This window comes from Terracoccus sp. 273MFTsu3.1, from assembly GCF_000383675.1.
Taxonomy (GTDB): Bacteria; Actinomycetota; Actinomycetes; order Actinomycetales; family Dermatophilaceae; genus Terrabacter.
In genome coordinates this window covers 368,669-382,444 of sequence record NZ_KB911822.1, presented here as the reverse complement: position 1 = coordinate 382,444, position 13,776 = coordinate 368,669, and the positions used below count along the sequence as shown (strand labels likewise).

The following is a 13,776-nucleotide window of genomic DNA, read 5'->3' as shown; positions in this document are numbered from 1 at the left end:
CCGTTCTCCGACAGCCGACCCGCCCTCAGCCGTCGGCGTCGGTCGGCGGCCTCGCTCCCCCGTCCGCGCGCGTCGGGAAGGGCGTGTCGCTGAAGCCCACCTCGGGCGCCCGCCCCGAGCCGACCGGACCCGGGTCCATCAGGGTGGCGACGAGCGGTGGGGTGGCCTCCACGAGGGCGTGGCGCTGCCGAAGCCGCGCCACCACGCCTGCCACCGCGCCGGCGGCCGAGTCCGCCACGCGCGGCAGCAGCACGGGGACGACGAGGCCGGCGAGCGCCGCCACGAGCAGGACGACCGACGCGACCTCGAGCCAGCCGACCGTCGTCGTCACGACGACGAGCCCTGGCTGCAGGCCGATCGTGCGGTCGTCGACCGACAGCCGCTGCACGACGGACGCCGCGACCGTCGCGAGCGCGAGAGCCAGGCCGACCCCCGACGCGACCTCACCGGGTCGCCCGCCACGGACGAGCCGGGCGACCAGTCCGGCCGCGGCGATGAGCAGGACGACGACGAGGAGCACCGCTCGCGCGACCGGGTCGGGGCCGGAGAACGCGTCGAGGAGCACGCCGTCCGAGGTGTAGACGACCTCGCGGCCCCACGACCAGATCAGCTGCTCGTAGCCCTTGGTGAAGTCGCCGACCTCCGGGACCCGGACCGCGACGACCTTCGTCGGCCAGACGACGGTGGACGCCGCCAGCAGCACGCCGACGCCGCCGAGCGAGGCCACCGCCACACGCGTACGCCATCCCGGCCCGGCCTCCGGGTGGGCGTCGTGGACGGGTCCGCCGGTCATCGCGGCGGCCGGAACCGGTCGGGGTCGGCGGCCGGGTCGTCGGAGAAGCCGACACCCGTGCCAGCGTGCTCGCGCCGCCCGGCAGCCCGGACCTCGGGGCCCCCGGGCACGTCACGGATCGTCGCGATGCCGACACGCGGCGTGGCCGGCTCCGTCGTGCCGGCCGCGTCGGACGTCTCGCCACGCGCGGACAAACGGCGAGCGAGCGCCCCGGCGCGGACGACGGCCGACCTCACCAACGCAACGAGGGGTCGCAGGACGAGGAGACCGAGCGACACGACGAGCAGCGCGGCGGACGCCACCTCGAGGTAGCCGGCGGGCAGGGTCTGGACGACGAGCTGGTCTCCGTCGTCGAAGAGGCCCGACAGGGTGTCGCCCAGCCGGTGCCCCAGCCCACCGACCACGTGGGACCCGGCCCACGCGAGTCCCGCCACACCGAGGATCCGGCCGTCGGTGCCGGGCCGGAACGCATATGCGACGACGCCGGCGAGGCCGACGGCAAGGGCCACGACGAAGATGAACAGGCCCGTCGGGCTGCCGACGTCGATCTGGCCGTCGGTGTTGCCCGTCGTGTCGGCGACGTGCCCCCAGCTCCACACGGACAGCCGGAACGGCGACGCGTCGGGATCGGCGGCATACGGAGGCTTCTGGAGGATCGCGTGCGTCGGTAGCGCGAGCATGGGGAACGCGAGGAGCACCCCGACGAGACCGACGAGAGCGGCGGTCAGCCGCCCGGCGACCAGGTGCGTCCTGATGTCCGTCACGGCGTCCTCCCCGGCTTGCCTGCCGTCGCCGGCGTGTCCGTCCCCCCGCTTGCACCGGCGGGACCTGAGTCGTCGAACGACACCGGCGCGGTCGTCAGGTGCTCACCGGCAGGGCGCAGTCCGGCCGCCCCTTCCCGACCTGCCGGAGGTCGTGCAGCCGCAGGGCCGGCAGCCGGCGTGCCGGCCAGCACCGCCGGCAGGGCGCTCTCGCCCCTGGACCGGGCCGCGGCCACGCCCATGAGCACGAGTGCGACCACGAGCACGCACGCAGCGGCCGTCTCGAACGACCCCGCCTGCGTCATCTCCGTCCGGACCGTGAGGCCGGCAGCCCCCTGGTCGACCTCGCCGAGCGATCGGCCGAGCCGGTCGGTCACGGTCGTGAGGACGCGGCCCGTCAGCAGCCCGACCGCGACGAGCCCGAGCACGTGACCCCACGTGACCCGGCGGGCCAGCCAGACCGCGACTCCCGCCAGGCCCGCGACGAGGAGCACCACGAGGACGGCGAGGCCGAACGGGTTCCACTGGTCGCGCAGCTCGACCCCCTCGAGACCGGCCACCCGGACACGTCCCCAGCTCCACTCCCACTGGCGGGACAGGAGTGAGCCGTGCTCGCGGTCGGCGACCGCCATCTCCCGGGTCGGCGAGAACAGCGACGGCACGACGAGCAGGACACCGAGCAGCGCGAGGCCCCCGCTGAGCGCGCGACCGGCGAGCCGCGCTCGCACCGTGCCCATCCGCGACCTCCCGCGCCACGACCCGCACCGACTGCCGCGCGACATCGCGCGGCTCAGCCCATTGTCGCCCCGATCGGCTCGGTCAGCGTGCCCCGAAGCGTTCGGCGACCTCGATGAGCCGCGAGTTCGCGTCCACCTCTCCGATCGTGACGCGCACGCCGTCGTCGCCGTACTGCCGCACCGTCAGGCCGGCCTCGGCACACGCCTGCGAGAAGGCCGTCGAGTCGGCGCCGAGCGGGAACCACACGAAGTTCGCATCGGACTGCGGAAGCTTCCAGCCCTGGTCGCCGAGGGCTCGGACGACCCGGTCGCGCTCGGCGACGAGCGACTCGACGCGCGCGTTGAGCTCGTCGAACGCGTCGAGCGAGGCGATGGCGGCCACCTGCGCGACCGAGTTGACGCCGAAGGGCGTGGCCGTCTTGCGGAGCGCGGCGGCGACGGGTGGGTGCGCGACGGCATACCCCACCCGGAGGCCGGCGAGGCCGTACGCCTTGGAGAAGGTCCGCAGGACGACGACGTTGGGGCGGTGGCGCCACGTCTCGAGCCCGCGCACGGCGTCGGGGTTGCGGACGAACTCGACGTAGGCCTCGTCGACGACGACGATGACGTCGCTCGGGACCTTGTCGAGGAAGGCCTCGAGCTCGGCCTGGTGGACGCACGGCCCGGTCGGGTTGTTGGGAGTGCAGACGAGGACGACGCGGGTGCGGCCGGTGATCGCGGCGAACATCGCGTCGAGGCGGTGGCGGGCCTGCTCGTCGAGGCCGACCATGACGGGCTTCGCCCCGGCCAGCTGCGTGACGATCGGGTAGGCCTCGAACGAGCGCCACGCGAAGACGACCTCGTCACCCGCGTCGCACGCGGCGTTGACGATCTGGGCGAGGACCGCGACCGAGCCGGTGCCCGTCGCGATGCACTCGGCCGGAACGTCGAGCGCCTTCGCGAGGCGCTCGGTCAGCGCCGTGACGGCCATGTCCGGGTAGCGGTTCACCGTCGCAGCCGCGTCGTCGATCGCCGAGAGCACCGACGGGAGCGGACCGTAGGGGTTCTCGTTGGACGACAGCTTGTACGCCGCAACGCCGGCGGGTGCCGACGCGGGCTTCCCGGGCTTGTAGTCGGGCATCTGGGCCAGCACGTCGCGGAGCCGCACCGTGGCGCCCGACGCCTGCGCGGCGGCATACGCCTCCTCCGGGGTGGCGCTCTCGGTCACGCTCTCGCTGACGGTCTCAGGGCTGTCGCTCATACCCGAACTGTAGAGCCAGTGTCCACGCGGGCGACCGGCCCATGGACGCTCTCCTGACGGCGACGCCGGTCTGTGGCTAGGCTCACATCGTCGCGCCACCGCCGCCTCGACATCTTCTTCATGCCCAGCCTCACGAAAGTCAGATCATGCGCATCGGCATCCTCACCGGGGGCGGGGACTGTCCCGGCCTCAACGCCGTCATCCGGGGCGCGACCCGCGCCGCCGAGGTCACGTACGACAGCACCGTCATCGGCTTCCGCAACGCGTGGCGCGGGGTCATGGACAACGACTACGAGATCCTCGACGTCGACCGGTGCCGCGGCATCCTGCCCCTCGGTGGCACGATCCTCGGCACGAGCCGCGACCAGCCGTTCGCCCACGAGGACGGCCTCAAGCGCGTGCGCAAGGCCTACGACCGGCACGGGCTCGACGCCATCATCGGCATCGGCGGCGAGGGCTCGATGGGTGTCGTCAACCGCTTGCACGAGAACGGTTTTCCCGTCATCGGCGTGCCCAAGACGATCGACAACGACATCTCCCTGACGGAGATGACGTTCGGCTTCCAGACCGCCGTCCAGATCTGCACCGACGCCATCGACCGGCTGCACACGACCGCCGAGAGCCACCACCGCGTCCTCGTCGTCGAGGTCATGGGCCGGCACGTCGGCCACATCGCGATCTGGTCGGGCCTCGCCGGGGGCGCCGCGATCACGCTCGTGCCCGAGGAGCCCTTCGACGTCGACGAGGTGTGCGAGCGGATCGTCCACCGGCACAAGAAGGGTCGCTTCGCGACGATCGTCGTCGTCGCCGAGGGCGCGCTGCCCAAGGCCGGCACGATGGACATCCCGGCGCCGGAGGTCGACAAGTACGGCCACCAGATCCTCGGCGGCATCGGCTCGATCCTCGCCCGCGAGATCCAGGGCCGCACCGGCATCGAGAGCCGGATGACCGCGCTCGGCCACATCCAGCGCGGCGGCTCGCCGGTCGCGTTCGACCGCGTCCTGGGCACCCGCTTCGGCGTGGCTGCGGTCGAGGCCGCGCTCGACGGCGCGTGGGGCCAGATGGTCGCGCTGCAGAAGGGCCGCATCGAGCGCGTGCAGCTCGCCGACGCCGTCGGCTCGCTGAAGATGGTCGAGCCGGACCTGCTGCGCCTCAACGCGATGTTCCAGCCGCGGATCCCCGGCGACGAGCACCCCGGTCTTCCCGCCGATGCGCCTGCGCCCGTGGAACACTGAGCGCATGCTCCTCAACTTCGCGCTGCAGACGGTGATCAACGCCATCGCCCTGTGGATCGCCGCGTGGGCCATCCCCGGCATCACCTTCGGCGGCGGGACGACGGGTCAGGTCGTCTGGACCGTCGTCCTCGTGGCCCTGATCTTCGGCATCCTCAACACCTTCATCAAGCCCATTCTCAAGCTGATCTCGCTGCCGCTCATCATCCTGACGCTGGGGCTCTTCGTCTTCATCGTCAACGCCCTGATGCTCGAGCTGACGTCGTGGCTGGCCGGCAAGCTCGACCTGCCCTTCCACGTCGAGCACTTCTTCTGGGACGCCGTCTTCGGCGGCCTCATCATCACCTTCGTGTCGATGCTGCTCAGCTTCATCAAGACCGACTGAGGCGGCACCGCCCAGAGCACGGACGCCGTGAGCCCGCCCTCCACGTGGAGGGCGGGCTCATGACGTTCCCGCCCCCGAGACGGTGGCGTAGCGCAGGAGGAGCGCGCCGTCGTCGAAGCTCTCGACGTCACGCAGACGCAGGGGTATGCCGCCGGGTGGGCCCGAGCGGGGCAGGCTGACGAGCCGCTGACCGTCCGGGTCGCTCGAGACGACCGGGTCGAGCAGGACGACGATCTCGTCGACGAGGCCGGCGGCGAGGAGCGCGCCGGTCAGGGCCCCGCCGCCGTCGGTGCGGACGTGGCGGACGCCGTGGGTCGCCGCGAGGTGGCCGAGAGCTGCCGCGAGGTCCACCCGGTCGGTCGCAGGGTCGGTGGCCTCGACGTGCTCGATGCCGCGGTGGTCGAGGTACCGGAGGTAGCCCGGCGGGGTGTGGCGGGTGACGAGGACGACGACGTCGCGGTACCAGGGCTGGGCCAGCGCGTGGATCCAGCCGCGCACGACCCCACGGCTGTCGGGGACGACGAGGAGAGGACGGGGCTCGGTGACCAGGGTCTCGAAGCCGGGGACGACCGGCAGGAGCTGCGGCGGCGGGAGCGTGTGCTGCTGGGCCTCCTTCGTCTCCGGCGGCCCGAAGACGAGGGCGGTCGTGCTGCCCATGAGGATCGCGTCACACGACCATCGGAAGCCGAGGCGGTAGTAGCGGTCGGGGTGGGTGTCGAAGCCGACGACCTTCCCGTCGACGCTGACCTGGTTGTAGACGACGACGCGGGGACGCCCGGGAGTCTCCATGCGGGCACGGTAGGTGCCGGCGCCGACGGTCAGGCGGGCGACGCGACCGTTCGCCGAGGGCCGAGCGCGGCACCGGGGTGTCGGCTGGGAGGGTGTCGGCGCGGGGACCTACCGTCGTGGCATGCGGTTGCTCCACACCTCCGACTGGCACCTCGGGCGCACGCTCCACGGCGTGAACCTCCACGAGGCGCAGTCGGCCGTGCTCGAGCGCATCTGCGAGCTCGTCGAGGACCCGCCCGACGGCATTCCGGTCGACGCGGTGCTCGTCGCGGGCGACGTCTACGACCGCGGTGTGCCGCCCGTCGAGTCGGTCCAGCTCTTCGAGTGGACGCTGTCCCGGCTCTCGGCCGTCACGACGGTCGTCGTCACGTCGGGCAACCACGACTCGGCGATCCGCCTCGGCTACGGCGCCGGCCTCTTCCGCGACAGCATCCGCATGGTCACCGACCTCGGCCAGCTCGACCTCCCGGTCCGGCTCGAGGGCAGCGACGGCGTGCAGGCCGTGGTCTACGGCATCCCCTACCTCGACCCCGACCACGCGCGCGTTGCGCTGGCAGGAGGGGGCGAGCCGCTCCCCCGGTCGCACCAGGCCGTCGTGGGGGCGGCGTGCGACCGCATCCGCGCCGACCTCGCCGACCGACCGGGCGTGCGGTCGGTCGTGCTGGCCCACGCGTTCGTGGCGGGTGCCGAGCCGAGCGACTCCGAGCGCTCGATCATGGTCGGCGGCGTCGACCGGGTGGCCGGCACGGTCTTCGCCGGCATCGACTACGCCGCGCTCGGACACCTCCACGGGCCGCAGGCGCCGGAGTCCGCAGACGGCTCCGTCGTCCGCTACTCGGGGTCACCGCTGCGCTACTCCTTCTCCGAGCAGGAGCACGAGAAGGTCGTGCTCCTCGTCGACCTCGACGCGTCCGGTCCGGCCCGCGTGACCCCGGTCGAGATCGTGCAGCCACGCGCCATGGCGACGCTGCGCGGTCGCCTCGACGAGCTGCTCGAGTCGCCGGCGTTCGCGAGCGCCGAGGCCGCGTGGGTGCGCGTCACCGTCACCGACCGGGTGCGGCCCGACTCGCTCATGGACCGCCTCAAGTCCCGCTTCCCGCACGCCCTTCAGGTCTTCCACGACCCCGAGGGCGCGATCGACCGGGGCCGCGCCGGCACGACCGTCGTCAGCGAGCGCGACCCCCGCGAGCTCGGCTCCGACTTCATCGCCTACGTCACCAAGACCGAGGCGAGCGGCGGCGAGGTGGACGTCTTCGAGGCCGGCTTCGAGGCCGCGGTCAGGGCCCAGCACCGGGCCGAGGCGCAGGAGGTGGCGTGACGTGCAGCTGCACCACCTGTCGATGACGGCCATCGGGCCATACGCCGGCACCGAGGTCATCGACTTCACCACCGTCGGGCGCGCCGGGCTCTTCCTGCTCGAAGGGCCCACCGGGTCGGGCAAGTCGACGATCATCGACGCCATCACGTTCGCGCTCTACGGCAAGGTCGCCCAGGCCTCGGCCGACGTCGAGCGCATCCACTCCCACCACGCCGACCCGCGCACCGTGCCGGTCGTCGTGCTCGTCTTCGAGACGCAGTCAGGGCTCTACCGCGTCCAGCGCACGCCTCGCTTCGAGCGACCCAAGTCGCGCGGCGACGGCACGACGGTGCAGCAGCCGACGATCAAGCTGTGGCGCCTCCAGACACCGGACGACCTCGAGGGCGGCGAGCTGCTGTCGACCAACATCGGCGACTGCGACGACGAGATCACCCGGGCCGTCGGGCTCACCCGCGACCAGTTCGTGCAGACCGTGATCCTGCCGCAGGGCGAGTTCGCGACGTTCCTGCGCGCCCGGTCCGAGGACAAGGGCAAGCTCCTCGAGAAGGTCTTCGGCACGGCGTTCTTCCGCCGGGTCCAGGACGAGATCGTCGAGGCCGGGCGGGCCGCGCAGGCCGTTCGCCAGTCCGCGGTCGACGAGATCCGGCTCGCGGTGCACGCCCTCGCGGTGTCGGCCGGGCTCGAGACCGGGCGCCGCGACGAGCTCGAGGACCTGAGCCGCACGACGCCGGAGTCCCTCGACGCCGAGCTGGCCCAGGTCGTCGACGAGCTGACGACGCGCGAGCGGCACGCGGGCAAGGCGAGCCGAGAGGCCATCGAGACGCACAAGCAGATGGCCGACATGGTCAGCGACGCCCGCCTGCGCATGCAGCGCCGTGAACGGCTCATCCAGCTCCAGCAGCAGGAGCACGACCTCGGCAAGCAGGCGGTGGTCTTCCAGCAGCTCGGTGAGGAGGTGGCCCGGGCACGCCAGGCCCGCCCCGTGGCCGGTGCCGTGCGCACCCTGGCCCAGTCCGAGGCGACGCTCAAGCGCGCCGAGGCAGCCCTGACGCAGGCTCGCGCCCGCGTCGACCCGGCGCTGCGCGACCGCGGACCGGCTGGTCTGCGCGAGGCCGCCGCCCAGGCCCGTGAGGTCGTCGGCTCCCTCACCGGTGCGATCGCGCTCGAGGGCGCGCTCGCCGGCCGCATCGCGGAGCTGGCACGGCTGCGCGAGCGGCTCGACAGCACCCGCCGGTCGGTGGCATCGGTGGCGACCGAGCTCGGGGCCCTCCCCGCGACCATCGCCACCCACGAGGCGGCGCTCACCGAGGCACGCCGGCTGGCGGCGCTGCTCGACGGGCGCGCTGCCGAGGGCGAGCGGGCGAAGGTGCGACTCGAGGCATCGATGGCCCACGCGGCCGCGGTGGCCCGGGTGCCGCGAGCCGAGTCGGCCGCGACCGAGGCGCTGGGCACCGTGGCGGCAGCCGAGTCGTCGCTCGCGGGGCTGCGCCGGGCTCGCATCGACGGCATCGCCGGCGAGCTCGGGCTCTCGCTCGTCGACGGTGACGCCTGTCCGGTGTGCGGGTCCGTCGAGCACCCCTCTCCTGCCCACCCGACCCTCGACGCGGTCACCCCCGAGCAGATCGACGCCGAGGAGTCCCGCGTCGGCCGGCTGCGCGAGCAGGCCGCCGCCGCCGCGGAGGGCCTCGCGGCCCTCCGGTCAGAGGTGCGCGAGCTCGCGGCACGGTGCGACGGTCTCGACGTGACCGAGGCCCGCGCCCGGGCCGAGGCGGCGGCGCACGAGCTCACGGCCTCGGTGCAGGCCCGGGCCGACGTCGGCGCCGGGGTGACGCGGGTGACCGAGCTGCGCGGCCGCGTCGACGCCCTCACGGCCGAGGCGGCGCGGCTCGGTGCGGAGCTCGCGCGCACCGAGCAGTCCGTCGTCGACCTCGACGGTCGCATCGCCGAGGAGACCGCCGTCGTCGAGCAGGCCCGCGACGGCCACCCCACCGTGACCGCGCGACGCGACGCCCTCGTCGCCGGCGCCGCACGCATCGACGCCCTCGTCGACGCTCTCGGGCAGCGCGACGTCGCCGCCTCGTCCGTCGCCGAGGACACCGCGGCGCGCGATGCCGACCTGGCGCAGTTCGGCTTCGCCGACGTCGCCGAGTGGATGGCGGCCGACCGCGGCGCCGAGTGGATCAACGCCAAGACGCAGGAGATCGCGGAGTTCGAGCGAGCGTGCACCCAGGTGCGGGCCGGGCTCACCGGGCCCGAGCTCGCCGACGTCCAGCTCGACGCCCTCTTCGACGACATCGAGCAGCTCGAGGCCCTGGCCGCTGCCGCGAAGAAGGACATGGAGGCCGCGAGCAACGAGCACGGGAGCCTCCGTGACCAGGTGACGCGCACCAAGCGACGGGTGACCGACATCCGCGAGGCCATGGCCCGCAACGCCGCCGTCATCGCCTCGACCGCCGATGCCGTGCGGGTCGGCCAGCTCGTCGCGGGCAACGGCGACAACCAGCTGAACCTCGACCTCGCGAAGTACGTCCTCATCCGGCGCTTCACCGAGGTGCTGTCGGCGGCCAACACCGAGCTCGGCCGCTTCTCCGGCGGGCGCTACACGCTCGAGCACACCGACGCCAAGAAGGGCAACGCCAAGTCGGGGCTCGGGGTGCGCGTCCACGACATGCACACCAACCAGGTCCGCGAGGTCGGCACCCTCTCCGGAGGAGAGACCTTCTACGTCTCGCTGTCGCTCGCCCTCGCCCTGGCCGAGGTCGTGCGTGCCGAGTCCGGCGGCGTCGACCTCGGCACGCTCTTCGTCGACGAAGGCTTCGGCACCCTCGACCCCGACGTGCTCGACGACGTCATGCACACCCTCGAGGGGTTGCGTGAGGGGGGCCGCACCGTCGGCATCGTCAGCCACGTCACCGAGCTGAAGTCGCGGGTCGCCGACCGCATCGAGGTGCTCGTCAAGCCCGACCGCACGAGCACCCTGCGCATCACCGCCTGACAGCCCACCGCCTGCCAGTCGAGGGGGCCTACGATCCGAGCATGAGGATCGCCGCGAGCGTGTTCGTCGGGCTGGCCGCACTGCTGCACTTCTTCATCTTCTGGATGGAGAGCGTCGGCTGGACCCGCCCCGAGGTGTGGAGGCGCTTCGGCGTCGCCGACCAGGCGGCTGCCGACGTGACCCGGCCGATGGCGTACAACCAGGGCTTCTACAACCTCTTCCTCGGCATCGGTGCTGCGCTGGGGCTCGTGCTCTGGTGGACCGACCACGACACCGCCGGCCGAACCCTCGTCCTCTTCTGCACGGGCTCGATGGTCGCCGCCGCGGCCGTGCTCGTCACCACCGGACGCAGCTACCTGCGGGCCGCCCTGACCCAGGGCACGCTGCCGCTCATCGGCTTCGTGCTGACCCTGCTCACCTGACGTCGGCGGCGGTGCGCCGCACGCGGGCCGCGCCGACCACGAGGATGACGACGCCGACCGCCGCCGACCCCGACGCGAGCGCCGAGTAGCCGAGCGACCCGACGACGATGCCGGCCGCCACGCCTCCCCCGGCACCCGCGAGACCCATGAGCACGTCGGCGAGTCCCTGGGTGGCCGGACGCTCGTCGGTCGTGACCACCGACGTCAGCAGGGTCGAGCCCGACACGAGGGTGCACGACCACCCCACTCCGAGCAGGAAGAGGGCCACGAGCAGCAGGCCGGACCAGCCGGCCTGGGAGCGCGACGCGAGCAGCGACGCGACCGTGAGCACGACGCCCCCCGTCATGGCGACCGGCGGTGCGCCCCAGCGGTCGACGGCCGCCCCCACGAGCGGCGACAGGGCGAACATCCCGAGGATGTGCACCGAGATGACGAAGCCGATGACCTCGAGCTCGGCGTGACCGTGCTTCATGTGGATCGGCGTCATGACCATGACGCTGACCATGACGAGGTGGCCCAGCGCCATGACGAGGATCGCCTGGAGAGCCCGTGGGTTCGACCGCACCACGGCGAGGCCGCGACGCATCGAGCCGTCGTGGTTCGGCACGTCGGCGACGCCGCCGGACGCCGGGTCGGCCACGACGTCGGGCGCCGCAGCCCGGCGTCCCTCCTCGCGGTGGGCGGCGTCGAGGGCACGGGCGGTGAGCAGCGGGTCTGGCCGCAGCAGCCGGTCGACGACGAGCCAGGCGGCCACGAAGCCGACGAGGGAGAAGAGGAACGTCCCGGCCAGCTCGGGCAACCCGAGGCGCTGCGCGAGGGCCTTGCCGGGTCCGACGAGGTTCGGTCCGACCACCGAGCCGATGGTCGTGGCCCACACGACGATCGACAGGTCGCGCCCGCGGCGCGCGGGGTCCGCGAGGTCGGCGGCGGCATACCTCGTCTGGTTGTTGGCGGTCGTGCCGCCGCCGAAGAGGAACATGCCGACGACGAAGAGCGGGAACGAGCGGAGCACGGCGGCCGCGAGCACGACTGCCGCGCCGACGAAGGCCACGGCCAGACCCCAGCGCAGTCCGACGCGGCGGCCCCGGGCCGCCGTCGCGCGGGCGACGGGGATCGTCAGCAGCGCCGTGCCGAGCACCTGGGCTGTCGTGCCGACACCGGCGAGCGCCTCGGTGCCGCTGAGGTCCTCGGCGATCAGCGCGCCGACGGCGATGCCGCAGGCCATGCCGACGCCGCCGAGGATCTGCGACCCGACGAGAGTGCGGACCACCTTGCGCTGCAAGGTCGCCCGGTCGAGCTGAGCTGGAGCGAGGACCACCGGCAGCTCAGACGTGTCGGCGCGACGTGATGACGCGGAAGCGGTTCGCGACGAAGGCGGCGTCGGTGTAGGCAGCGTTCGCGGCCGGGTTGGCGCCGGTGCCGTGGAAGTCGGAGAAGGCCGCCGTCTGGTTGACGAAGATCTGCCCGGTCAGGTTCTCGGACAGCGCGACCCCGCCCTCGGCCGCCGCGTCACGCGCCGCGTCGAGCACCGTGTCGCTCGTCGAGTAGACGGCCGCGGTCATCGCGCCGTGCTCGCGCACCGTGTCGGCGAGCTGCGCGAGCGACTGCTCCGTCGAGGCCGTCCGGATGAGGAAGCCGACGGGACCGAAGCACTCCTGGGTGTAGACGTCCTCGCGGGCGACGTCGACGGCGACGAGACCCGGGGCGCGCACGACGGCATCGGCCCACGTCGGGTGCGCGACGCGACGCGAGTCGAGCACGACGCGCCCGCCGGCGTCCTCGGCGATCGAGGCAAGAGAGTCGGCGTTGGAGCGGACCTGGTCGTTGACCGTGGCCCCGAGCAGCTCGACGGCCTTGGCGTCGTCACCGATGAGGCGACCGACGGCTCCGGCGAGGCGCTCGCCGAACTCGTCGAAGGACAGGTGCCCCTCGTCGGTGTCGATGCCCCCCTCGGGGACGTAGAGGTTCTGCGGCGCCGTGCACATCTGGCCCGAGTAGAGCGTGAGGCTGAAGGCGAGGTTGCCGAGCGTCCCGCGCAGGTCGTCGGTCGAGTCGACGACGATCGAGTTGAGACCGGCCTTCTCGGTGTAGACGAGCTTGCCGTGCGCGGCCGCGGACTCCTCGAGCCAGGCCCCGAAGGTCGGGCCTCCCGTGTAGTCGATGATCGCGACCTCGTCGCGCTCGGCGAGGGTCTTGGCGAGCCCCTGCCCGTCGGCCTCGGCCGCGAGCTGCACGAGGGCGGCATCGAAGCCCGCCTCCTCGAGCACCTCGCGCGCCACCTCGACCGAGATCGCGAGCGGCAGCACGGCGCGGGGGTGCGGCTTGACGACGACCGGGTTGCCGGTGACGAGCGAGGCGAAGATGCCGGGGTAGGCGTTCCACGTCGGGAAGGTGTTGCACCCGATGACGAGCGCGACCCCGCGGGGCACGAGGCGGTAGTCCTTCTGCATCCGCGTCGGCGCGGGGTTGCCCTCGCGGTCCCGGCCAGGCTTCTCCCACACGACGGACGCGGGCACGCGCTCCTGCTCGACGAGCCCGGCCGCGATCGCCTCGATCGCCCGGTCCTGGGCGTGCGGGCCTCCGGCCTGGAACGACATGACGAAGGGCTGCCCCGACGTGTGCATGACGGCGTTGGCGATCTCGAAGCTGCGCTTGTTGATGCGGTCGACGATCTCGACGCACACCGCGGCCCGCACCTGCGGTCCCGCGTCGCGCCAGGCCGGCATCGCCGCCCGTGCCGCCGCGAGCCCGGCGTCGACGTCGAGCGCCGGGTAGGTGACCGCGAGCGTCGGCCCGTAGGGCGAGACCTCGCTGCCCACGAGGGTGCCGTCGGTCGGCTGGCTCGACAGCGCGGCATACGGCCCGTCCAGGTGGGCCTCGTGCGCGGTGAGCCCGTCGGCCGCGGCGGTCTCGCCGTACACGCGCGGGCTGGGCGACTCGGGGTAGCGGGAGTACCAGCTGCGGCTCGCCAGGGCCTGACGGATCTCGTCGAGGACTCCCGCGTGCGCGTCGAGCAGGGGGTGGGTGGGCGTCGTTGCCGGTGCAGTCACGGGTCGATGCTAGCCCCGCTCGGGACCTCGGCCGTATGCCGTCACGGACGGTCC

General features: G+C 73.1%; 12 protein-coding genes. 5 read left to right on the top strand and 7 right to left on the bottom strand.

What is annotated here, in order from left to right; translation table 11 throughout:
• Window positions 1-25: 25 nt before the first annotated feature.
• From H283_RS27730 to hisC, 4 genes are all read right to left on the bottom strand, one after another.
• The gene (locus H283_RS27730; protein WP_156023145.1) at window positions 26-793 is read right to left on the bottom strand and encodes a hypothetical protein; all 768 of its coding nucleotides are present in this window, start codon (window positions 791-793) and stop codon (window positions 26-28) included.
• Window positions 790-1,557, bottom strand: coding sequence for a hypothetical protein (locus tag H283_RS0112065; RefSeq protein ID WP_020143782.1), 768 nt, complete (start codon window positions 1,555-1,557; stop codon window positions 790-792). The genes H283_RS27730 and H283_RS0112065 overlap by 4 nt, the downstream gene beginning before the upstream one ends.
• Window positions 1,554-2,291, bottom strand: coding sequence for a hypothetical protein (locus H283_RS27725; RefSeq protein WP_020143781.1), 738 nt, complete (start codon window positions 2,289-2,291; stop codon window positions 1,554-1,556). The genes H283_RS0112065 and H283_RS27725 overlap by 4 nt, the downstream gene beginning before the upstream one ends.
• An 82-nt stretch (window positions 2,292-2,373) precedes the next feature.
• The gene (hisC, locus tag H283_RS0112055; RefSeq protein ID WP_020143780.1) at window positions 2,374-3,531 is read right to left on the bottom strand and encodes a histidinol-phosphate transaminase; all 1,158 of its coding nucleotides are present in this window, start codon (window positions 3,529-3,531) and stop codon (window positions 2,374-2,376) included.
• Window positions 3,532-3,677: 146 nt separating this feature from the next.
• Between hisC and H283_RS0112050 the strand changes: the two genes are divergently transcribed.
• Together H283_RS0112050 and H283_RS0112045 are read left to right on the top strand one after the other, a co-directional pair.
• The gene (locus H283_RS0112050; RefSeq protein WP_020143779.1) at window positions 3,678-4,766 is read left to right on the top strand and encodes a 6-phosphofructokinase; all 1,089 of its coding nucleotides are present in this window, start codon (window positions 3,678-3,680) and stop codon (window positions 4,764-4,766) included.
• Between the two features lie 4 nt (window positions 4,767-4,770).
• A complete protein-coding gene (locus H283_RS0112045; RefSeq protein WP_028785544.1) occupies window positions 4,771-5,148 on the top strand; it encodes a phage holin family protein in 378 nt (125 codons plus the stop codon).
• A gap of 57 nt (window positions 5,149-5,205) precedes the next feature.
• Here the strand turns inward: H283_RS0112045 and H283_RS24940 are convergent, their stop codons facing one another.
• A complete protein-coding gene (locus H283_RS24940) occupies window positions 5,206-5,937 on the bottom strand; it encodes a dihydrofolate reductase family protein (protein WP_020143777.1) in 732 nt (243 codons plus the stop codon).
• Between the two features lie 121 nt (window positions 5,938-6,058).
• Here H283_RS24940 and H283_RS0112035 point away from each other — a divergent pair, with 121 nt between their 5' ends.
• Genes H283_RS0112035 through H283_RS0112025 form a run of 3 tightly spaced genes read left to right on the top strand, consistent with a single transcriptional unit; the run spans window position 6,059 to window position 10,672 of the window.
• Window positions 6,059-7,255: an exonuclease SbcCD subunit D gene (locus tag H283_RS0112035; protein ID WP_043649359.1), complete on the top strand. Its 1,197-nt coding sequence runs from the start codon at window positions 6,059-6,061 to the stop codon at window positions 7,253-7,255.
• Window position 7,256: 1 nt separating this feature from the next.
• The gene (locus H283_RS0112030) at window positions 7,257-10,250 is read left to right on the top strand and encodes an AAA family ATPase (protein ID WP_020143775.1); all 2,994 of its coding nucleotides are present in this window, start codon (window positions 7,257-7,259) and stop codon (window positions 10,248-10,250) included.
• A gap of 41 nt (window positions 10,251-10,291) precedes the next feature.
• Window positions 10,292-10,672: a DUF1304 domain-containing protein gene (locus tag H283_RS0112025; protein ID WP_020143774.1), complete on the top strand. Its 381-nt coding sequence runs from the start codon at window positions 10,292-10,294 to the stop codon at window positions 10,670-10,672.
• On the opposite strand, the gene H283_RS0112020 is transcribed toward H283_RS0112025, so the two are convergent.
• Together H283_RS0112020 and paaN are read right to left on the bottom strand one after the other, a co-directional pair.
• Entirely contained in the window at window positions 10,665-11,954 is a 1,290-nt protein-coding gene (locus H283_RS0112020; RefSeq protein WP_231372271.1) for an MFS transporter, read from the bottom strand. The two genes, H283_RS0112025 and H283_RS0112020, sit on opposite strands and share 8 nt — an antisense overlap.
• A 43-nt stretch (window positions 11,955-11,997) precedes the next feature.
• On the bottom strand, window positions 11,998-13,722 hold the full coding sequence (gene paaN / locus H283_RS0112015) for a phenylacetic acid degradation protein PaaN (protein ID WP_020143772.1): 1,725 nt from the start codon (window positions 13,720-13,722) through the stop codon (window positions 11,998-12,000).
• Between the last annotated feature and the right edge of the window lie 54 nt (window positions 13,723-13,776).